The 21,582-nt window shown below is 51.4% G+C and carries 14 protein-coding genes; 13 read left to right on the top strand and 1 reads right to left on the bottom strand.

Going from position 1 to position 21,582, the window contains the following annotated elements; translation table 11 throughout:
• Window positions 1–387: 387 nt before the first annotated feature.
• The gene (sseA, locus tag RGV86_RS06680) at window positions 388–1,233 is read right to left on the bottom strand and encodes a 3-mercaptopyruvate sulfurtransferase (RefSeq protein WP_000108601.1); all 846 of its coding nucleotides are present in this window, start codon (window positions 1,231–1,233) and stop codon (window positions 388–390) included.
• Window positions 1,234–1,438: 205 nt separating this feature from the next.
• Between sseA and yfhM the strand changes: the two genes are divergently transcribed.
• The 13 genes from yfhM to RGV86_RS06615 all read left to right on the top strand — a co-directional run bounded on the left by yfhM (window position 1,439) and on the right by RGV86_RS06615 (window position 21,523).
• A complete protein-coding gene (gene yfhM, locus RGV86_RS06675; protein WP_085461015.1) occupies window positions 1,439–6,397 on the top strand; it encodes an alpha2-macroglobulin in 4,959 nt (1,652 codons plus the stop codon).
• Window positions 6,398–8,710 (top strand): peptidoglycan glycosyltransferase PbpC, encoded by a 2,313-nt coding sequence (pbpC, locus tag RGV86_RS06670; RefSeq protein WP_085461014.1) that lies wholly within the window; start codon window positions 6,398–6,400, stop codon window positions 8,708–8,710. It begins immediately after the preceding gene.
• A 148-nt stretch (window positions 8,711–8,858) separates the two neighbouring features.
• Entirely contained in the window at window positions 8,859–9,290 is a 432-nt protein-coding gene (ndk, locus tag RGV86_RS06665) for a nucleoside-diphosphate kinase (RefSeq protein WP_000963837.1), read from the top strand.
• A 149-nt stretch (window positions 9,291–9,439) separates the two neighbouring features.
• Window positions 9,440–10,594: a dual-specificity RNA methyltransferase RlmN gene (rlmN, locus tag RGV86_RS06660; protein ID WP_000003318.1), complete on the top strand. Its 1,155-nt coding sequence runs from the start codon at window positions 9,440–9,442 to the stop codon at window positions 10,592–10,594.
• A 284-nt stretch (window positions 10,595–10,878) separates the two neighbouring features.
• Window positions 10,879–11,886, top strand: coding sequence for a cytoskeleton protein RodZ (gene rodZ, locus RGV86_RS06655; RefSeq protein WP_085461013.1), 1,008 nt, complete (start codon window positions 10,879–10,881; stop codon window positions 11,884–11,886).
• A 26-nt stretch (window positions 11,887–11,912) separates the two neighbouring features.
• Window positions 11,913–13,031: a flavodoxin-dependent (E)-4-hydroxy-3-methylbut-2-enyl-diphosphate synthase gene (ispG, locus tag RGV86_RS06650; RefSeq protein WP_000551807.1), complete on the top strand. Its 1,119-nt coding sequence runs from the start codon at window positions 11,913–11,915 to the stop codon at window positions 13,029–13,031.
• Window positions 13,032–13,141: 110 nt separating this feature from the next.
• Window positions 13,142–14,416 (top strand): histidine--tRNA ligase, encoded by a 1,275-nt coding sequence (gene hisS, locus RGV86_RS06645; RefSeq protein ID WP_032225951.1) that lies wholly within the window; start codon window positions 13,142–13,144, stop codon window positions 14,414–14,416.
• A 17-nt stretch (window positions 14,417–14,433) separates the two neighbouring features.
• Entirely contained in the window at window positions 14,434–15,054 is a 621-nt protein-coding gene (gene yfgM / locus RGV86_RS06640; protein WP_000409213.1) for an ancillary SecYEG translocon subunit YfgM, read from the top strand.
• A gap of 10 nt (window positions 15,055–15,064) precedes the next feature.
• Window positions 15,065–16,243: an outer membrane protein assembly factor BamB gene (gene bamB / locus RGV86_RS06635; protein WP_001177079.1), complete on the top strand. Its 1,179-nt coding sequence runs from the start codon at window positions 15,065–15,067 to the stop codon at window positions 16,241–16,243.
• Window positions 16,244–16,360: 117 nt separating this feature from the next.
• Window positions 16,361–17,833, top strand: coding sequence for a ribosome biogenesis GTPase Der (gene der / locus RGV86_RS06630; protein WP_024165069.1), 1,473 nt, complete (start codon window positions 16,361–16,363; stop codon window positions 17,831–17,833).
• A 62-nt stretch (window positions 17,834–17,895) separates the two neighbouring features.
• The gene (locus RGV86_RS06625) at window positions 17,896–18,111 is read left to right on the top strand and encodes a zinc ribbon domain-containing protein (protein ID WP_000422358.1); all 216 of its coding nucleotides are present in this window, start codon (window positions 17,896–17,898) and stop codon (window positions 18,109–18,111) included.
• 210 nt (window positions 18,112–18,321) lie between these two features.
• Entirely contained in the window at window positions 18,322–20,502 is a 2,181-nt protein-coding gene (sinH, locus tag RGV86_RS06620; protein ID WP_032225949.1) for an intimin-like inverse autotransporter SinH, read from the top strand.
• Window positions 20,503–20,557: 55 nt separating this feature from the next.
• Entirely contained in the window at window positions 20,558–21,523 is a 966-nt protein-coding gene (locus RGV86_RS06615; protein WP_000683616.1) for a SinI family autotransporter-associated protein, read from the top strand.
• Window positions 21,524–21,582 lie beyond the last annotated feature (59 nt).

Here is a 21,582-nt window from a genome sequence, read left to right as displayed (position 1 = left end):
ATTGTCTCCGCTGAGACGCGCTTGCATTACTACGGTAATACAACCTGCTGGAAAGGCCGCGAACCAAACCGGCAACAAATAACCGCCTGATTTTGGCGGTTTTTTGTTTTTTTAAGAAAAGTGAATTTACACGTTTAAGTAATATCTTTTACCGGTTAGTATTTTAAATATTGAGCGGGATTTGTTTATATTTGTCTGAATTCGGACTAATAAGCCAAATGAATTCAAAACCTATCCTTTTTTATCTACTTGACATCGTTGAAGCTTAACGCGAGTATTAAGTAGACGAGATACACTTGCAGTAATACAACCTGCTGGAAAGGCCGCGAACCAGACCAGCAACAAAAAACCGCCAAATTCGGCGGTTTTTTGTTGCCTGTAGAAAGCTTATTTCACTGGCTCGACCGGTAAATCTGCTCGCGCCCCCCATTCACTCCATGCGCCGTCGTACAGTTTCACGTTTGGCACATCCAGCGTAGCAAGTGCCAGCAACACAACGGCGGCCGTTACACCAGAGCCGCAGCTGACAATAATCGGTTTGTCATAGCTGATACCGTAACCAAAAAATATCGCATCGAGTTCATCTGTCGTCTTCAGTTCACCTTCACGCACCAGCTCCGTCCAGGGAACATTTAGCGCACCAGGAATATGCCCGCGACGTAAACCAGGGCGAGGTTCATCAATTTCAGCGTTAAAACGCGCAGCTGGACGGGCATCAATAATTTGTGCCGTTTTTTCATGGCTTGCCAGCAATACATCGGTTACTTTCACCACGGCTTCCGGGTTAAAGGCGGTGTTAAACTCTCCTTCTGGCAGTTCTACTTCGCCTTCTTCTAACAGCAGGTCATCACGCTGCCAGCCCGCCAGTCCACCACCAAGAATCGACACTTTCTCCACGCCAAAGGTGCGCAGCATCCACCATGCTCGCGGGGCTGAGAAAAGATTACCTTCGTCATAGACAATCAGATGTTTGTCCTGATTAACACCTAACTCACGCATCGCTACGGCGAACGTTTCCGGGCGCGGCAGCATGTGCGGAAACGGGGAGGTGTGATCGGAAAGAGCTTCGATATCGAAAAATACTGCGCCGGGGATATGCCCATTGAGATACTCCTGGGCAACGTTACGATCTTCCTGTCCGGGCGGTGCCATGCGGGCATCAATAATCTGAATTTCAGGATCATCAATATGTTCGGCGAGCCAGTCGGCTCCTACAAACCATGTCGTGGACATAGGCATCTCCATTTTTGCCGGGGTAGGCTAAATTGTCGGACGTTTAGTGAAAAGCGACAAGCAAAAGAGGCTGATTTGGCTGCCTGAGCCACATTTATCACCAAAATTCAGATTCTGTGGACGTGATACTGAATTACATAACGCTAATTCTCACGCATAATAATTATTCGACGTTGCTAACGGGCCATTGTGGCAGGGATGATAAATGAAAAAGTTACGCATAGCCGCCTGCATGTTAATGCTGGCGCTGGCAGGGTGCGACAACAACGATAACGCGCCAACAGCGGTGAAAAAAGATACCCCTTCTGAAGCTGCTAAAGGTACATCTTCGGAAAACGCGAGTTCTGCAAAACTCTCTGCACCGGAGAGGCAAAAGCTGGCACAACAGAGTGCCGGTAAGACACTGACATTGCTTGATCTCTCTGAGGTTCAACTCGATGGTGCAGCCACGCTGGTGCTGACTTTCTCTATCCCCCTCGACCCGGATCAGGATTTCTCGCGTGTTGTTCATGTCGTCGATAAAAAGAGCGGTAAAGTGGATGGTGCCTGGGAGCTGTCAGATAATCTTAAAGAGCTGCGTTTACGCCACCTCGAACCTAAACGTGATTTGATCGTGACTATTGGGCAGGAAATGAAGGCGCTCAATAACGCAACCTTCAGTAAAGATTACGAAAAAACGATCACCACCCGCGATATTCAACCCAGCGTCGGTTTTGCCAGCCGTGGTTCGCTGCTGCCTGGAAAAGTCGTTGAAGGACTGCCGGTAATGGCGCTCAACGTTAACAATGTCGATGTTAACTTCTTCCGTGTTAAACCCGAATCTCTGCCAGCATTCATTAGCCAATGGGAATACCGCAATTCGCTGGCGAACTGGCAATCTGACAAATTGCTGCAGATGGCGGATCTTGTTTACACCGGACGTTTTGATCTCAATCCTGCGCGTAATACCCGTGAAAAATTATTGCTGCCGCTGGGTGATATCAAACCGCTTCAGCAGGCGGGCGTGTATCTGGCTGTGATGAATCAGGCCGGACGTTACGATTACAGCAATCCTGCAACGCTATTTACGTTAAGCGACATTGGCGTATCGGCTCACCGGTATCACAATCGTCTGGATATCTTTACCCAAAGCCTGGAAAACGGCGCGGCTCAGCAAGGAATTGAAGTTTCGTTATTAAATGAGAAAGGGCAGATTCTGACTCAGGCGACCAGTGATGCACAGGGTCATGTACAGCTGGAAAACGATAAAAACGCTGCATTACTGCTGGCGCGTAAAGACGGTCAGACAACTCTGCTCGATTTAAAACTTCCGGCGCTGGACTTAGCGGAATTTAACATTGCTGGTGCACCGGGTTATAGCAAACAGTTCTTTATGTTTGGTCCGCGCGATCTTTATCGCCCGGGTGAAACAGTAATCCTCAACGGCTTACTGCGTGATGCAGACGGTAAAGCTCTGCCGGATCAACCCATCAAGTTAGACGTGATTAAACCTGACGGGCAGGTACTGCGTAGTGTCGTTAGTCAGCCGGAGAATGGCCTCTATCACTTTACCTGGCAACTGGATAGCAGTGCGGCAACCGGCATGTGGCATATTCGCGCTAACACTGGCGATAACCAGTATCGGATGTGGGATTTCCACGTCGAAGATTTTATGCCAGAGCGCATGGCGTTGAATCTGACTGGCGAGAAAACCCCGTTAGCGCCGAAAGATGAAGTGAAATTCTCCGTAGTGGGTTACTACCTTTATGGTGCGCCCGCGAACGGCAATACATTACAAGGGCAGCTTTTCCTGCGCCCTCTGCGTGAAGCGGTTTCTGCATTACCCGGCTTCGAATTTGGCGATATCGCTGCCGAAAACCTTTCCCGCACGCTGGATGAAGTTCAGTTGACGCTGGATGATAAAGGGCGCGGCGAAGTATCTACAGAAAGCCAGTGGAAGGAAACGCATTCCCCATTGCAGGTTATTCTCCAGGGGAGTTTGCTGGAATCGGGTGGTCGCCCGGTGACGCGCCGTGCTGAACAGGCTATTTGGCCTGCCGATGCATTGCCGGGGATCCGCCCGCAGTTCGCCTCGAAATCGGTTTACAATTACCGTACTGACACGACTGTAAAACAACCCATTGTTGATGAAGGCAGCAACGCCGCTTTTGATATCGTTTATAGCGATGCGCAGGGCGTGAAAAAAGCCGTGTCGGGCTTGCAGGTGCGTCTGATTCGCGAACGCCGTGATTACTTCTGGAACTGGTCAGAAGATGAAGGCTGGCAGTCTCAGTTTGATCAAAAAGATCTGATCGAAAATGAACAAACGCTGGATCTTCAGGCGGATGAAACCGGTAAGGTCAGTTTTCCGGTAGAGTGGGGCGCTTATCGTCTGGAAGTCAAAGCGCCGAATGAAGCGGTCAGTAGTGTGCGTTTCTGGGCTGGCTATAGCTGGCAGGACAACAGCGACGGTGGCGGTGCGGTGCGTCCAGATCGCGTCACGATGAAACTGGATAAAGCCAGTTATCGCCCTGGCGATACCATTAAGTTGCATATTGCCGCGCCAACGGCGGGTAAAGGCTACGCGATGGTTGAGTCCAGTGAAGGGCCGCTGTGGTGGCAAGAGATTGATGTTCCGGCACAAGGGCTGGATCTGACGATTCCGGTCGATAAAACCTGGAATCGTCATGATCTTTATTTGAGTACGCTGGTGGTGCGTCCTGGCGATAAATCTCGCTCCGCGACGCCAAAACGTGCGGTTGGTGTGTTGCATTTGCCGCTTGGCGATGAAAACCGTCGTCTTGATCTGGCGCTGGAAACACCGGCAAAAATGCGCCCCAATCAGCCATTAACTGTGAAAATCAAAGCCAGCAATAAAAATGGTGAGATGCCAAAACAGGTGAATGTGCTGGTGTCTGCCGTTGATAGCGGTGTGTTGAATATTACTGATTACGTTACGCCAGATCCGTGGCAGGGGTTCTTCGGTCAGAAACGCTATGGCGCAGACATATACGATATTTACGGTCAGGTCATTGAAGGACAGGGACGCCTGGCAGCACTGCGTTTTGGTGGCGATGGCGATGAACTGAAACGTGGTGGTAAGCCACCGGTCAATCACGTCAATATTGTCGCGCAACAGGCACAGCCGGTAACGCTCAACGAACAGGGCGAAGGTACGGTTACACTGCCGATTGGCGATTTTAACGGTGAATTGCGCGTCATGGCGCAAGCCTGGACGGCAGATGACTTCGGCAGCAACGAAAGCAAAGTGATTGTTGCTGCACCGGTGATAGCCGAACTGAACATGCCGCGCTTTATGGCGAGTGGCGACACTTCGCGTCTGACGCTGGATATCACTAATCTTACTGATAAACCGCAAAAAATGAACGTTGCCCTGACCGCCAGCGGCTTGGTTGAACTGGTAAGCGATTCACCCGCACCTGTTGAATTAGCGCCAGGCGTGCGAACCACGCTGTTTATCCCGGTGCGAGCATTGCCGGGTTATGGCGATGGTGAAATTCAGGCGACTATCAGTGGCCTGAATTTGCCAGGAGAAACCGTTGCCGATCAGCATAAGCAGTGGAAAATTGGCGTCCGTCCGGCATTCCCGGCACAAACAGTCAATTATGGTACGGTGTTGCAGCCTGGTGAAACATGGGCGATTCCGGCTGGCGGACTGCAAAACTTCTCGCCTGTTACGCTGGAAGGGCAATTGTTGTTGAGCGGCAAGCCACCGCTGAACATTGCACGTTATATCAAAGAGTTAAAAGCATATCCGTACGGCTGTCTGGAGCAAACCACCAGCGGTCTGTTCCCGTCGCTCTATACCAATGCAGCCCAGCTACAGGCGTTGGGCATCAAAGGCGACAGTGATGATAAACGCCGTGCGGCAGTTGATATTGGCATTTCCCGCTTGCTGCAAATGCAACGCGATAATGGCGGTTTTGCGCTATGGGATAAATACAGCGACGAAGAGTACTGGCTGACGGCTTATGTGATGGATTTCCTGGTTCGCGCAGGTGAGCAGGGTTACAGCGTGCCGACAGAAGCCATTAACCAAGGGAATGAGCGTCTGCTGCGCTATTTACAAGATCCGGGCATGATGTCGATCCCTTACGCCGATAATCTCAAAGCCAGTAAATTCGCCGTACAGTCTTACGCTGCGCTGGTGTTGTCCCGTCAGCAAAAGGCTCCGCTGGGTGCGCTGCGTGAAATCTGGGAGCATCGTGCAGATGCCGCTTCTGGTTTACCGCTGCTGCAACTTGGCGTTGCGCTGAAAACCATGGGTGATGCGACGCGTGGTGAAGAAGCGATTGCGCTGGCGCTGAAAACGCCGCGTAATGATGAGCGGAAATGGCTGGGCGATTACGGTAGCCCACTGCGCGACAACGCGTTAATGCTCTCCTTGCTGGAAGAAAATAAACTGCTACCCGATGAGCAGTACACTTTGCTGAACACGCTTTCGCAGCAGGCGTTTGGTGAACGCTGGCTATCGACGCAGGAAAGTAACTCGTTGTTCCTGGCTGCCCGTTCGATACAGGATTTACCGGGTAAATGGCAGGTGCAAACCTCTTTCTCTGCCGAGCCGCTGACTGGCGAGAAAACGCAAAACAGCAATCTGCATAGCGATCAACTTGCAACTTTGCAGGTGACCAACAGTGGCGACCAGCCGTTATGGCTGCGTGTGGATGCCAGCGGTTATCCGCAATCCGCACCTTTACCTGCGAGTAATGTGCTGCAAATCGAGCGCCATATTCTTGGTACTGACGGTAAGAGCAAATCGCTGGACTCGTTACGTAGCGGTGATTTGGTACTGGTCTGGTTGCAGGTAAAAGCCAGTAACAGCGTGCCAGATGCGCTGGTGGTTGATTTGCTGCCAGCGGGTCTGGAGCTGGAAAACCAGAACCTGGCTAACGGCAACGCCAGTCTGGAGCAAAGTGGTAGCGAAGTGCAAAACCTGCTTAATCAAATGCAGCAGGCGAGCATTAAGCACATTGAGTTTCGTGATGATCGCTTTGTGGCGGCGGTTGCCGTTGATGAATACCAGCCGGTTACACTGGTATATCTGGCGCGGGCGGTGACGCCGGGAACGTATCAGGTGCCGCAGCCGATGGTGGAATCGATGTATGTTCCTCAATGGCGGGCGACCGGCGCGGCTGAAGATCTGTTGATTGTCAGACCGTAAATGCCTCGTCTGTTAAGTAAACGCGGCTGCTGGATAACGCTGGCAGCCGCGCCCTTTATTATCATTCTGGCGGCGTGGGGAGCAGATAAACTCTGGCCTCTGCCGCTGCATGAAGTCAATCCCGCACGTGTGGTCGTGGCGCAGGATGGTACGCCGCTCTGGCGTTTCGCCGATGCTGACGGTATCTGGCGTTATCCCGTGACTATCGAAGATGTTTCTCCGCGTTACCTTGAAGCACTGATCAATTACGAAGATCGCTGGTTCTGGAAGCATCCAGGCGTAAACCCGTTCTCGGTGGCGCGCGCTGCCTGGCAGGATCTGACTTCTGGTCGAGTTATCTCCGGCGGGAGCACGCTCACTATGCAGGTTGCTCGTCTGCTTGATCCTCACCCCAAAACGTTTGGCGGTAAAATTCGCCAGCTCTGGCGCGCGTTTCAACTGGAATGGCATCTGTCTAAACGTGACATTCTGACCCTGTATCTTAACCGCGCTCCGTTTGGCGGTACGTTGCAGGGGATAGGTGCGGCAAGCTGGGCTTACCTCGGAAAAGCGCCTGCGAATTTAAGCTATTCCGAGGCGGCGATGCTGGCTGTGTTGCCGCAAGCACCCAGCCGTCTTCGTCCGGATCGCTGGCCGGAGCGTGCCGAAGCCGCGCGTAATAAAGTGCTCGAACGGATGGCTGCGCAAGGTGTGTGGTCCCGTGAGCAGGTAAAAGAGTCAAGGGAAGAACCCATCTGGCTGGCACCCCGACAAATGCCGCAACTGGCACCGCTGTTTTCGCGCATGATGCTCGGTAAAAGCAAAAGCGACAAAATCGTTACTACGCTGAATGCCGGTCTTCAACGACGTCTGGAAGAACTGGCGCAAAACTGGAAAGGACGATTACCACCGCGCAGCTCACTGGCGATGATCGTGGTTGATCATACCGATATGCGTGTTCGCGGCTGGGTGGGATCGGTTGATCTCAACGATGATTCACGCTTTGGTCATGTCGATATGGTCAATGCGATCCGATCGCCAGGATCGGTGCTCAAACCGTTTGTTTATGGACTGGCGCTGGATGAAGGCTTGATCCACCCGGCATCACTGTTGCAAGACGTCCCCCGGCGCACCGGTGATTACCGACCAGGTAACTTTGATAGCGGTTTTCATGGCCCGATCAGCATGAGTGAGGCGCTGGTGCGATCGCTGAACTTACCTGCCGTGCAGGTGCTGGAAGCCTATGGCCCGAAACGGTTTGCGGCAAAATTACGCAATGTTGGATTGCCGTTGTACCTGCCCAACGGTGCTGCGCCGAACCTTTCGCTGATCCTCGGCGGCGCAGGTGCAAAACTGGAAGATATGGCGGCAGCGTATACCGCGTTTGCTCGCCACGGCAAGGCAGGCAAATTGCGCTTACAGCCTGACGATCCCCTGCTTGAACGCCCCTTAATGTCGCCGGGCGCCGCGTGGATCATTCGCCGGATCATGGCTGATGAAGCGCAGCCCCTGCCGGACGGCGCCTTGCCGCGCGTTGTACCACTGGCGTGGAAAACAGGAACCAGTTATGGCTATCGCGATGCATGGGCGATAGGTGTAAATGCTCGCTATGTGATAGGAATATGGACTGGCAGGCCGGATGGCACGCCCGTTGTCGGTCAGTTTGGTTTTGCCAGCGCCGTACCGTTGATGAATCAGGTCAATAATATCTTACTGTCACGCAGTGCAAATCTGCCGGAAGATCCGCGCCCGAACTCCGTCACTCGTGGTGTTATCTGTTGGCCAGGTGGGCAGTCTTTGCCCGTGGGTGACAGTAATTGCCGTCGTCGTCTGGCAACCTGGTTATTGGATGGAAGCCAGCCGCCAACCCTGTTACTGCCAGAGCAAGAAGGGATTAATGGCATCCGCTTTCCCATCTGGCTGGATGAAAATGGCAAACGCGTCGCCGCCGATTGCCCACAGGCGCGACAAGAAATGATGAATGTCTGGCCACTACCGCTGGAACCCTGGCTGCCCGCATCGGAACGCCGTGCCGCACGCTTGCCAGCGGTCTCGACAATTTGCCCACCGTATGGTCACGACGCCCAACTCCCGCTGCAACTGACTGGCATCCGTGATGGCGCCATTATCAAGCGTTTACCTGGTGCGGCGGAAGCGACTTTGCCGGTGCAATCCAGCGGTGGTGCCGGAGAACGCTGGTGGTTTCTGAATGGCAAACCGTTAGCTGAACGTGGGCGCAGTGTGACTCTGCATTTAACGGAAAAAGGCAATTATCAATTGCTGGTAATGGATGAAGTGGGGCAGGTAGCGACAGTGAGATTTGTTATGCAATAGTCTGTTTTCACCATGTTTGTTGCTTAAACTAGGTTTATTTTAAAAAAATGTTACCTTCGTCAATGGTCAACGGCTCTGTTGCTCATTATAATCCGCGCCATCTCGTACGCTGGTACAGACAACAACAGAATAATTTACAGAGGTAAAAATGGCTATTGAACGTACTTTTTCCATCATCAAACCGAACGCGGTAGCAAAAAACGTCATTGGTAATATCTTTGCGCGCTTTGAAGCTGCAGGGTTCAAAATTGTCGGCACCAAAATGCTGCACCTGACCGTTGAACAGGCTCGTGGCTTTTATGCTGAACACGATGGGAAACCGTTCTTTGATGGTCTGGTTGAGTTCATGACCTCTGGTCCGATCGTCGTTTCCGTGCTGGAAGGTGAAAACGCCGTTCAGCGTCACCGCGATCTGCTGGGCGCGACCAACCCGGCGAACGCTCTGGCGGGAACTTTGCGCGCAGACTACGCTGACAGCCTGACCGAAAACGGCACACATGGCTCTGATTCTGTAGAATCTGCCGCTCGCGAAATCGCCTACTTCTTCGGTGAAGGCGAAGTGTGCCCGCGCACTCGTTAATAATTTCGTAAATGCCGCGTGCAAACGTGGCATCCGTGCGCCAGAATTTGTACAATGCAGCGCCCCCGGACGAGCAGCCGCTCACCGGGGCGTTTCTTTTTTCAACCCTCCAGGGGCCATAACGTGTAATAACGAGGCCGGAATAGCATATGTCTGAACAATTAGTCACACCTGAAAACGTCACCACGAAAGATGGAAAAATCAACCTGCTGGATCTCAACCGTCAGCAGATGCGGGAGTTTTTTAAAGATTTAGGTGAAAAACCCTTCCGCGCCGATCAGGTGATGAAGTGGATGTATCACTATTGCTGCGACAACTTTGATGAGATGACCGACATCAACAAAGTGTTGCGTGGCAAACTGAAAGAGGTGGCGGAAATCCGCGCACCGGAAGTGGTTGAAGAACAGCGTTCATCTGACGGCACCATTAAATGGGCGATTGCCGTTGGCGATCAGCGCGTCGAAACGGTGTATATCCCGGAAGACGACCGCGCCACGCTTTGCGTCTCCTCGCAGGTGGGGTGTGCGCTGGAGTGTAAATTCTGTTCCACCGCCCAGCAGGGCTTTAACCGCAACCTGCGGGTGTCGGAAATTATCGGCCAGGTGTGGCGTGCGGCGAAAATCGTCGGCGCAGCAAAAGTCACCGGTCAGCGTCCGATCACTAACGTAGTGATGATGGGTATGGGCGAGCCGCTGCTCAACCTGAACAATGTCGTTCCGGCGATGGAAATCATGCTTGATGATTTCGGTTTTGGCCTGTCTAAACGTCGCGTGACGCTTTCCACTTCCGGTGTAGTTCCGGCGCTGGATAAACTGGGCGATATGATTGACGTTGCACTGGCAATTTCCCTGCACGCGCCGAACGACGAAATTCGTGACGAAATTGTACCAATCAACAAAAAGTACAATATCGAAACGTTCCTTGCTGCAGTGCGCCGTTATCTGGAGAAATCCAATGCGAACCAGGGGCGCGTCACTATCGAGTACGTGATGCTTGACCACGTTAACGATGGCACTGAACATGCGCACCAACTGGCTGAACTGCTGAAAGATACGCCGTGTAAGATTAACCTGATCCCATGGAACCCGTTCCCCGGCGCGCCGTATGGACGCAGTTCGAACAGCCGTATCGACCGTTTCTCAAAAGTGCTGATGAGCTACGGCTTCACCACCATTGTGCGTAAAACTCGTGGTGATGATATCGACGCCGCCTGTGGTCAGCTGGCAGGTGATGTCATTGACCGTACTAAACGTACTCTGCGTAAACGGATGCAGGGTGAAGCTATCGACATTAAAACGGTCTGATAGTTATTACGCCACGGTTACTTTATGTACCGTGGCGTAATGTTTTATGAATGTAGCATTAAGTTGCAATTGTCTGATCAATATTAACGGTGCGTTTTTGCTGACTTTAAGGCAGTATGTAACGATGCAACAGTAAGTTAGCTTTGATTCATGTGGGCTTTGTCACGAGCACACAGACAGTCTTATACTGTATGATAAAGGTTAACTTTACGGATGTTTCGCGGTGTGGGTGGGCGTGATGGTTCACCGGCATCCCAATTCTCTTTTAAACGTACCTGCAGCGAATGAATACTGAAGCCACGCACGACCAAAATGAAGCACTTACCACCGGCGCTCGCTTGCGTAATGCCCGTGAACAACTTGGACTTAGCCAGCAAGCCGTTGCCGAACGACTTTGTTTGAAGGTTTCCACGGTACGCGACATTGAAGAAGATAAGGCGCCAGCCGATCTTGCTTCAACATTCTTGCGCGGGTATATCCGCTCTTATGCGCGTCTGGTTCATATTCCGGAAGAAGAACTGCTGCCGGGACTGGAAAAGCAGGCACCACTGCGGGCGGCAAAAGTTGCGCCAATGCAGAGTTTTTCCCTCGGCAAACGCCGCAAAAAACGCGATGGCTGGCTGATGACTTTCACCTGGCTGGTGCTGTTTGTGGTGATTGGCCTGAGCGGCGCCTGGTGGTGGCAGGATCACAAAGCCCAGCAGGAAGAGATCAGCACTATGGCTGATCAATCCACTGCGGAGCTGAATAATAACCAGAGCCAGAGTGTACCGTTAGATACGTCTGCTACCGAAACCCAGACGACTACATCGCCTGCGGCTGTAGATTCCACCGCCACGAACACGCAAACGCCAGCCGTGACGACGCCAGCACCCGCTGTAGCGCCGCAGCAGGACGCAGTTGTTCCTCCTTCACAGGCAAATGTTGATATCGCGGCTACTACACCAGCGGCTCCGGTCGCAACAACAACGCCAGATGGCGCAGCGCCGTTGCCAATCGATCAGGCTGGCGTGACCACTCCAGCGGCTGATCCTAATGCGCTGGTTATGAACTTTACTGCTGATTGCTGGCTGGAAGTCACCGATTCTACCGGCAAAAAACTGTTTAGCGGGATGCAGCGTAAAGGCGGTAATTTGAATTTAAGCGGTCAGGCACCGTATAAACTGAAAATTGGTGCCCCAGCTGCAGTGCAGATCCAGTATCAAGGGAAACCTGTCGATCTGAGTCGTTTTATCAGAACTAACCAGGTTGCGCGTCTGACCCTCAATGCCGAACAATCACCGGCGCAGTAACAGACGGGTAACGCGGGAGATTTTTCATGCATAACCAGGCTCCAATTCAACGTAGAAAATCAACACGTATTTACGTTGGGAATGTGCCGATTGGCGATGGTGCACCCATCGCCGTACAGTCCATGACCAATACGCGTACGACAGACGTCGAAGCTACGGTCAATCAAATTAAGGCGCTGGAACGTGTCGGCGCTGATATCGTTCGCGTCTCTGTACCGACGATGGACGCGGCAGAAGCGTTCAAGCTCATCAAGCAGCAGGTTAACGTGCCGCTGGTAGCCGACATCCACTTTGACTATCGCATTGCGCTGAAAGTAGCGGAATACGGTGTTGACTGTCTGCGCATTAACCCTGGCAATATCGGTAATGAAGAACGCATTCGCATGGTGGTTGACTGTGCGCGCGATAAAAACATTCCGATTCGTATTGGTGTTAACGCCGGATCGCTGGAAAAAGATTTGCAAGAAAAGTATGGCGAACCGACGCCGCAGGCGCTGCTGGAATCTGCCATGCGCCATGTTGATCATCTCGATCGTCTGAACTTTGATCAATTCAAGGTCAGCGTGAAAGCGTCTGACGTTTTCCTCGCCGTTGAGTCTTATCGTCTGCTGGCAAAACAGATCGATCAGCCGCTGCACCTGGGGATCACCGAAGCCGGTGGCGCACGCAGCGGGGCGGTGAAATCGGCTATTGGTTTAGGTCTGCTGTTGTCGGAAGGCATTGGCGACACGCTGCGCGTCTCGCTGGCGGCTGATCCGGTCGAAGAGATCAAAGTCGGTTTTGATATTTTGAAATCGCTGCGCATCCGTTCGCGCGGCATCAACTTCATCGCCTGCCCGACCTGCTCGCGTCAGGAATTTGACGTTATCGGTACGGTTAACGCGCTGGAGCAACGTCTGGAAGATATCATTACCCCGATGGACGTTTCGATTATTGGCTGCGTGGTGAATGGCCCGGGCGAGGCGCTGGTTTCTACGCTTGGCGTTACGGGCGGCAACAAGAAAAGTGGCCTCTATGAAGATGGCGTGCGCAAAGACCGTCTGGACAACAACGACATGATCGACCAGCTGGAAGCACGCATTCGTGCGAAAGCCAGCCAACTGGACGAAGCGCGTCGAATTGACGTTCAGCAGGTTGAAAAATAATAACGTGATGGGAAGCGCCTCGCTTCCCGTGTATGATTGAACCCGCATGGCTCCCGAAACATTGAGGGAAGCGTTGAGGGTTCATTTTTATATTCAGAAAGAGAATAAACGTGGCAAAAAACATTCAAGCCATTCGCGGCATGAACGATTACCTGCCTGGCGAAACGGCCATCTGGCAGCGCATTGAAGGCACACTGAAAAACGTGCTCGGCAGCTACGGTTACAGTGAAATCCGCTTGCCGATTGTAGAGCAGACCCCGCTATTCAAACGTGCGATTGGTGAAGTCACCGACGTGGTTGAAAAAGAGATGTACACCTTTGAGGATCGCAATGGCGACAGCCTGACTTTGCGCCCTGAAGGGACGGCGGGCTGTGTACGCGCCGGCATCGAGCATGGTCTTCTGTACAATCAGGAACAGCGTCTGTGGTATATCGGGCCGATGTTCCGTCACGAGCGTCCGCAGAAAGGGCGTTATCGTCAGTTCCATCAGTTGGGGTGCGAAGTTTTCGGTCTGCAAGGCCCCGATATCGACGCCGAACTGATTATGCTCACTGCCCGCTGGTGGCGCGCGCTGGGTATCTCCGAACACGTAACTCTTGAGCTGAACTCTATCGGTTCGCTGGAAGCACGTGCCAATTACCGCGATGCGCTGGTTGCGTTCCTTGAACAGCATAAAGAAAAACTGGACGAAGACTGCAAACGTCGCATGTATACCAACCCGCTGCGTGTGCTGGATTCTAAAAATCCGGAAGTGCAGGCGCTTCTCAACGACGCTCCGGCGTTGGGCGATTATCTGGATGAGGAGTCTCGCGAGCATTTTGACGGTTTGTGCAAACTGCTTGAGAGCGCAGGTATTGCCTATACCGTAAACCAGCGTCTGGTGCGTGGTCTGGATTACTACAATCGTACCGTTTTCGAATGGGTCACTAACAGCCTCGGTTCCCAGGGCACCGTGTGCGCAGGCGGTCGTTATGACGGTCTTGTGGAGCAACTGGGCGGTCGCGCCACACCGGCAGTCGGTTTTGCGATGGGCCTGGAACGTTTGGTGTTGTTAGTTCAGGCAGTTAATCCGGAATTTAAAGCCGATCCTGTTGTCGATATATACCTGGTGGCTTCGGGTACTGATACACAATCTGCGGCTATGGCATTAGCAGAGCGTCTGCGTGATGAATTACCGGGCGTGAAACTGATGACCAACCACGGCGGCGGCAACTTTAAGAAACAGTTTGCCCGCGCTGATAAATGGGGTGCCCGCGTTGCTGTGGTGCTGGGTGAGTCCGAAGTGGCTAATGGTACGGCAGTAGTGAAGGATTTGCGCTCTGGTGAGCAAACGGCAGTTGCGCAGGATAGCGTAGCCGCGCATTTGCACACGTTACTGGGTTAAGGAAGGAGAAGGACAGCGTGGAAATTTACGAGAACGAAAACGACCAGGTTGAAGCGGTTAAACGCTTTTTTGCTGAAAATGGCAAGGCACTGGCTGTTGGGGTGATTTTAGGCGTTGGCGCACTGATTGGCTGGCGCTACTGGAACAGCCATCAGGTTGAGTCTGCACGCTCCGCTTCTCTTGCCTATCAAAATGCGGTTACCGCAGTTAGCGAAGGCAAACCTGACAGCATCCCGGCGGCGGAAAAATTCGCTGCTGAAAATAAAAATACTTACGGCGCGCTGGCTTCTTTGGAACTTGCGCAGCAATTTGTTGACAAAAATGAACTAGAGAAAGCCGCCGCTCAATTGCAACAAGGGTTGGCGGACACGAGCGATGAAAATCTCAAAGCCGTGATAAATCTGCGTCTTGCCCGAGTTCAGGTGCAGCTCAAGCAGACTGATGCCGCGCTGAAAACCCTCGATACCATTAAAGGTGAAGGTTGGGCTGCTATTGTTGCCGACTTGCGTGGTGAAGCATTACTGAGCAAAGGTGATAAGCAAGGTGCGCGTAGTGCGTGGGAAGCAGGCGTGAAAAGCGATGTGACCCCGGCACTGAGTGAAATGATGCAGATGAAAATTAATAATTTGTCCATCTGAGAGGGACCCGATGCAATTGCGTAAATTACTGCTGCCAGGAGTGCTTTCCGTTACCCTTTTAAGCGGCTGTTCGCTGTTTAACAGTGAAGAAGATGTGGTCAAGATGTCCCCATTGCCGACCGTTGAAAACCAGTTTACGCCGACCACGGCGTGGAGCACTTCCGTTGGTAGCGGCATTGGTAACTTCTACTCTAATCTTCATCCGGCACTGGCGGATAACGTTGTCTATGCAGCCGATCGCGCTGGTTTGGTAAAGGCGATGAATGCGGATGACGGTAAAGAAATCTGGTCTGTCAGCCTGGCTGAAAAAGATGGCTGGTTATCTAAAGAGCCGGCATTACTTTCCGGCGGCGTGACCGTCGCAGGTGGTCATGTCTATATTGGCAGCGAAAAAGCGCAGGTTTACGCGCTGAACACCAGCGATGGTACTGTGGCATGGCAAACCAAAGTAGCGGGTGAAGCACTTTCTCGCCCGGTGGTCAGCGATGGTCTGGTGTTGATTCACACCAGCAACGGCCAGTTGCAGGCGCTGAACGAAGCTGATGGCGCTGTTAAATGGACCGTTAACCTTGATATGCCTTCGCTCTCTCTACGTGGCGAGTCTGCGCCAGCAACCGCATTTGGTGCGGCAGTCGTTGGTGGCGATAATGGTCGCGTCAGTGCTGTGTTGATGCAGCAGGGACAGATGATTTGGCAACAGCGTATCTCCCAGGCGACGGGTTCTACCGAAATTGACCGTCTGAGCGATGTTGATACTACGCCTGTAGTTGTGAACGGTGTTGTTTTCGCGCTGGCCTATAATGGTAACCTGACGGCGCTTGATTTGCGCAGTGGTCAGATTATGTGGAAACGCGAACTGGGCTCGGTGAATGATTTCATCGTTGACGGTAACCGTATCTATCTGGTTGATCAAAATGACCGGGTAATGGCGTTGACCATCGATGGTGGCGTGACGCTGTGGACACAAAGCGATCTGCTGCACCGCCTGCTGACTTCCCCGGTGTTGTATAATGGCAACCTGGTGGTGGGTGATAGCGAAGGTTATCTGCACTGGATTAATGTGGAAGATGGACGTTTCGTTGCCCAACAAAAAGTTGATAGCTCTGGTTTCCAGACTGACCCGGTTGCCGCTGATGGCAAACTGCTGATCCAGGCAAAAGACGGAACCGTGTACTCCATTACACGTTAATCGTCTCTGTCGTTCACTTTGAAAACGGCTCCTGGACAGGAGCCGTTTTCCTGTTTTTAACAACGACGCGAAAATAGCGTGCGTTGTCTGATGATTTATAAAAATGAGGCTTTAAACATGGTACCTGTGGTCGCGCTTGTCGGGCGCCCTAACGTAGGAAAATCCACGTTATTTAACCGTCTAACTCGCACCCGAGATGCGCTGGTTGCGGATTTCCCGGGTCTGACTCGTGACCGTAAGTACGGTCGTGCGGAAATTGAAGGCCGCGAGTTTATCTGTATTGATACCGGCGGGATTGATGGCACAGAAGACGGTGTAGAAACCCGCATGGCGGAACAATCGCTGCTGGCGATTGAAGAGGCGGACGTCGTACTGTTTATGGTCGATGCGCGCGCGGGTCTGATGCCTGCAGATGAAGCCATTGCCAAACATTTGCGTTCCCGTGAAAAGCCAACCTTCCTGGTGGCGAACAAAACCGATGGACTGGACCCGGATCAAGCAATTGTTGATTTTTATTCACTTGGTTTAGGTGAAATTTACCCAATTGCCGCTTCGCATGGTCGTGGTGTTTTGAGTCTGCTTGAGCATGTGCTGCTGCCGTGGATGGAAGATCTCGCACCGCAAGAGGAAGTCGACGAAGACGCTGAATACTGGGCGCAATTTGAAGCGGAAGAGAACGGTGAAGAAGAAGAGGAAGACGACTTCGACCCGCAAAGTCTGCCGATCAAACTGGCGATTGTTGGTCGTCCAAACGTCGGTAAGTCTACACTCACTAACCGTATCCTGGGTGAAGAGCGCGTCGTGGTTTACGACATGCCAGGCACGACGCGTGACAGTATCTACATTCCGATGGAACGTGACGGACGTGAGTATGTACTCATTGATACTGCGGGCGTGCGTAAACGCGGAAAAATTACTGATGCGGTAGAGAAGTTCTCGGTAATCAAAACATTGCAGGCGATTGAAGATGCCAACGTTGTGATGTTAGTGATTGACGCACGCGAAGGTATTTCCGATCAGGATCTCTCCCTGCTTGGCTTTATTCTCAATAGTGGGCGCTCACTTGTGATTGTGGTGAACAAGTGGGACGGCCTGAGCCAGGAAGTGAAGGAGCAGGTGAAAGAGACGCTGGACTTCCGTCTGGGCTTTATCGACTTCGCCCGTGTGCATTTTATTTCTGCATTGCACGGTAGCGGTGTTGGTAACCTGTTTGAATCAGTACGTGAAGCATATGACAGCTCTACCCGTCGCGTGGGGACATCTATGCTGACGCGTATCATGACCATGGCTGTTGAAGATCACCAGCCGCCGCTGGTTCGCGGGCGTCGTGTGAAACTGAAATATGCCCACGCCGGTGGTTACAACCCGCCGATTGTGGTGATTCACGGCAACCAGGTGAAAGACCTGCCTGACTCGTACAAACGTTACCTGATGAACTACTTCCGCAAATCTCTGGACGTGATGGGTACGCCGATTCGTATTCAGTTCAAGGAAGGGGAAAACCCGTATGCGAACAAGCGTAACACTCTGACGCCGACCCAGATGCGTAAACGTAAGCGTCTGATGAAGCACATTAAGAAAAGTAAGTAATTACTTATTGGGTTTCTCTTGCCATCCAGGAAGAGAAACCCAACCAATCGCGAGGAACAAATATGGAACTCAACTGCCCTGTCTGCCAAAACCCTCTCGAACGCAATGGCGAGACGGCTCACTGCACAACTTGCGATAAAGATTTCACTGTTCAGGCGCTTTGCCCTGACTGTCATCAGCCGTTACAGGTATTAAAAGCCTGTGGCGCGGTGGATTATTTCTGCCAGAATGGACACGGTTTAATTTCTAAAAAGCGCGTTGAATTTACCACTGCTTAATATCACGGGAATATATGTTTTCTTTTATATATTCCCGGTATAAATATAATGAGCTAATTTCTATTAGCTTAACACGTAATTAGAGTGAACAAACTCCCATTGTTATAACTTTAAGAATATATTTAGCATTTCTGGTGTGTAATATCTGAACTATCTGGAATACAATGCCGAAGCTGATTTCAGATTATAAAATCGTTACAGGGAAAAGGCATGTTGCGATGGATACGCTATTTTATGCTAATTTTTATCTCTGGTGCTGCTTATGCGACACCAGAGATAAATGTTAAGCAAAGTGACTCTTCATTACCGGATTTGGGAAGCGAAGCTGCCTTACAAGAAGAACAAAATAATAAAGGTAAATCCTTGAAAGAGCGAGGTGTCAATTACGTCGCCGAATCCGCCCAGCAGGGATTTGAGAACCTGACCCCAGAAGCTCTGGAATCTCAAGCAAGAAGCTATCTGCAAGGGCAAATCACCTCATCTGCACAGTCTTATATCGAAGGTGCGCTTTCTCCATACGGTAAAGTCCGTTCGAATCTTTCTATCGGTCAGGATGGCTCGCTGGACGGCAGTTCAATCGACTATTTTGTTCCTTTATATGATTCTCAAAAAAGTGTTTATTTCAGCCAGTTATCCGCTCAACGTAAAGAGGAACGCACGATAGGTAATATTGGCTTCGGCGTTAGACATAATTTAGATAAATGGTTATTGGGTGGAAATATATTTTATGATTATGATTTCACTCGTGGACATCGCCGTTTAGGGTTAGGGACTGAAGCCTGGACGGATTATTTAAAACTTTCTGGTAACTATTATCATCCACTTTCTGACTGGAAAGATTCAAAAGATTTCGACTTCTATTTAGAACGACCTGCGCGTGGTTGGGATGTTCGTGCGGAAGCCTGGCTACCTTCTTATCCACAGTTGGGGGGCAAAGTTGTTTTCGAGCAATATTATGGTGACGAAGTTGCGTTGTTCGGCACCGATAATTTAGAAAAAGATCCCTATGCAGTGACGCTCGGCATGAACTATCAACCAGTTCCGTTATTGACAGTCGGGGCGGACTATAAAGCAGGCACTGGAGATAACAGTGATCTTAGTGTTAACGCCACGATTAATTATCAGTTCGGTGTTCCGCTAAAAGATCAACTGAATAGCGATAACGTCAAAGTCGCTCACTCGCTGATGGGGAGCCGCCATGACTTCGTCGAACGTAATAACTTTATCGTGCTGGAATACAAAGAAAAAGACCCACTTGATGTCACCTTGTGGCTTAAAGCGGACGCCACCAATGAGCACCCGGAATGTGTGATTAAAGACACGCCAGAAGAAGCGGTTGGACTGGAAAAATGTAAATGGACCATCAACGCGCTGATCAACCATCATTACAAAATTATTTCCGCCTCGTGGCAGGCGAAAAATAACGCTGCCCGCACGCTGGTCATGCCTGTTGTTAAAGCGAATACCATCACTGAAGGTAACAACAACCACTGGAATCTGGTGCTGCCCGCCTGGCAGTACAGTTCCGATAAAGCAGAGCAGGAAAAGCTGAATACCTGGCGGGTACGGTTGGCGCTGGAGGATGAAAAGGGTAATCGGCAGAATTCCGGTGTGGTGGAAATCACCGTGCAGCAAGACCGTAAAATTGAGCTGATCGTCAACAATATTGCGGATGTACCTGAAGAGAACAATCACAGCCACGAAGCCAGCGCCCAGGCAGACGGCGTTGATGGCGTGGTGATGGATCTCGACGTCACTGACAGCTTCGGTGATGACACTGACCGCAACGGCAATACACTGCCAGAAGATAACCTTTCCCCGCAGCTTTACGATGCGCAGGATAAAAAAGTCACGCTCACCAATAAACCCTGTTCAACCGAGAATCCCTGCGTCTTTATCGCCAAACAAGATAAAGAAAAAGGAACTGTCACACTCTCCAGTACGTTACCCGGCACTTTCCGTTGGAAAGCAAAAGCTGCTCCGTATGACGACAGCAACTATGTGGATGTGACATTCCTTGGTGCGGGAGGGAATGATGTTAATGCGTTTATCTACCGTGTATCTGCGACTAATCCCGTCAATCTTATCGACAATGAGAAAGAGCATTTGCCTGTGGATAACGCCTACCGCTTTGTTTTGTGGCGCGATGCCAACAAAGATGGCGTTTTCCAGCAGTCGGAAAAACTGACGGAAGAGGAAATGACGCAATACGACTACCAGTGGGAATTTACCGGGCAAAGCGTTAACGGCTACACCGGCGCCCAAACAAATACCAGCAATGAAGATATTGTCATCCCTGCCACTAACGAAGAAGCCGTGCAGAAATTTGGTGCCCAAAAACAAGATGGCGTGCAAGGGTATGGATTACGTGTGGTTTACAGCAAGCACTAGATCGGCGTAATGGCCGATCGGCCAGTCACTGGATATTAATCAAGGAGAGAGTTGAATGAAACATTATTTAAAGCGACCGATGACCAAAGTTGCGCTGGCGCTGGCTTTAGCAGGGTACTGCGCAGTGCCAGCAGCCATGGCAGAAGGGCAGGGTAATCTAAGAGCTGGTCAGTGGCAATCAGAGACGCAATCAACCGGAACGATTCAGGGTACAGTGCCGTGGATAACTCGTAGCGCGACAGAAACGAGCGATGCTGATAAATCTCATGTGACTATTACTATTGATCGCGGTGCGCGAACTGCTTCAACGGATGGCGAAAAGCAATTTCATGTTGGCGATAAGTTAACGGCAAACTGGGCCATTGGTGATACCCAGGGCGATCTTGATGACAACAACACAGCGACAAAAGCCACGCTGCAATGGATGAGCTACAAAGATCAAGCGGGTGGTGACCCAAGAGAGATTGGTACAGTTGGCAGTGACACTTACACCATCGCTGCAGCAGATGCGGATCGATACATCGGCTTGAAGATCACACCAACCACCACAACCGGTGACCCTAACGTCGCAGAACAGTTGGTGATGCTTGACCTCTCGACAAATGCTGGTGGTGGTTCTGATAGCGATGATATTCCTGAAGGTCCGGTATTTGATGATGCGGTTAAAGTGGTCATTCATGAACAGGGCGTTAATACCAACCTGCTGGGCAAAGCAACCAAACTCAAAACCAATACCACCTACCAGGTCATGCTGTGGAAAGATGGAAACAGCAATGGAACCTATGATACGGGTGAAGAAGTTACCAACCAGTACAACTACCGCTGGCGCTTTACAGGCACCAGTTTGCAGTTGGGTACTAACGGCGGGATTGTCAACCCGAGCCACAACAACAACGACCTGGTCATCCCGGTTACCAACGCCGAAGCGAAGACCTCTTTCGACTATTCCGAAGGCGGCCTCACTATTGGCGCAGACGGTGTTCAGGGCTACGGTTTGTCTATCGACTACCAGAGAAAATAATCTTTACCGGCACCATTCCCGTATGGGAATGGTGCTTTTCCGCACACTTTGCTTAGCCA

This window comes from Escherichia ruysiae, assembly GCF_031323975.1.
In the GTDB taxonomy this organism is placed as follows: domain Bacteria; phylum Pseudomonadota; class Gammaproteobacteria; order Enterobacterales; family Enterobacteriaceae; genus Escherichia; species Escherichia ruysiae.
The sequence above is the reverse complement of the archived record's forward strand: the minus strand, read 5'-3'. Positions and strand labels throughout refer to the sequence as shown.

Coding starts and splice junctions, on each gene's coding strand:
- pbpC (WP_085461014.1), top strand. CDS start 6,398: ATGCCTCGTCTGTTAAGTAAACGCGGCTGCTGGATAACGCTGGCAGCC.
- RGV86_RS06615 (WP_000683616.1), top strand. CDS start 20,558: ATGAAACATTATTTAAAGCGACCGATGACCAAAGTTGCGCTGGCGCTG.
- RGV86_RS06625 (WP_000422358.1), top strand. CDS start 17,896: ATGGAACTCAACTGCCCTGTCTGCCAAAACCCTCTCGAACGCAATGGC.
- sseA (WP_000108601.1), bottom strand. CDS start 1,233: ATGTCCACGACATGGTTTGTAGGAGCCGACTGGCTCGCCGAACATATT.
- yfhM (WP_085461015.1), top strand. CDS start 1,439: ATGAAAAAGTTACGCATAGCCGCCTGCATGTTAATGCTGGCGCTGGCA.
- rodZ (WP_085461013.1), top strand. CDS start 10,879: ATGAATACTGAAGCCACGCACGACCAAAATGAAGCACTTACCACCGGC.
- der (WP_024165069.1), top strand. CDS start 16,361: ATGGTACCTGTGGTCGCGCTTGTCGGGCGCCCTAACGTAGGAAAATCC.
- ispG (WP_000551807.1), top strand. CDS start 11,913: ATGCATAACCAGGCTCCAATTCAACGTAGAAAATCAACACGTATTTAC.
- rlmN (WP_000003318.1), top strand. CDS start 9,440: ATGTCTGAACAATTAGTCACACCTGAAAACGTCACCACGAAAGATGGA.
- ndk (WP_000963837.1), top strand. CDS start 8,859: ATGGCTATTGAACGTACTTTTTCCATCATCAAACCGAACGCGGTAGCA.
- sinH (WP_032225949.1), top strand. CDS start 18,322: ATGTTGCGATGGATACGCTATTTTATGCTAATTTTTATCTCTGGTGCT.
- bamB (WP_001177079.1), top strand. CDS start 15,065: ATGCAATTGCGTAAATTACTGCTGCCAGGAGTGCTTTCCGTTACCCTT.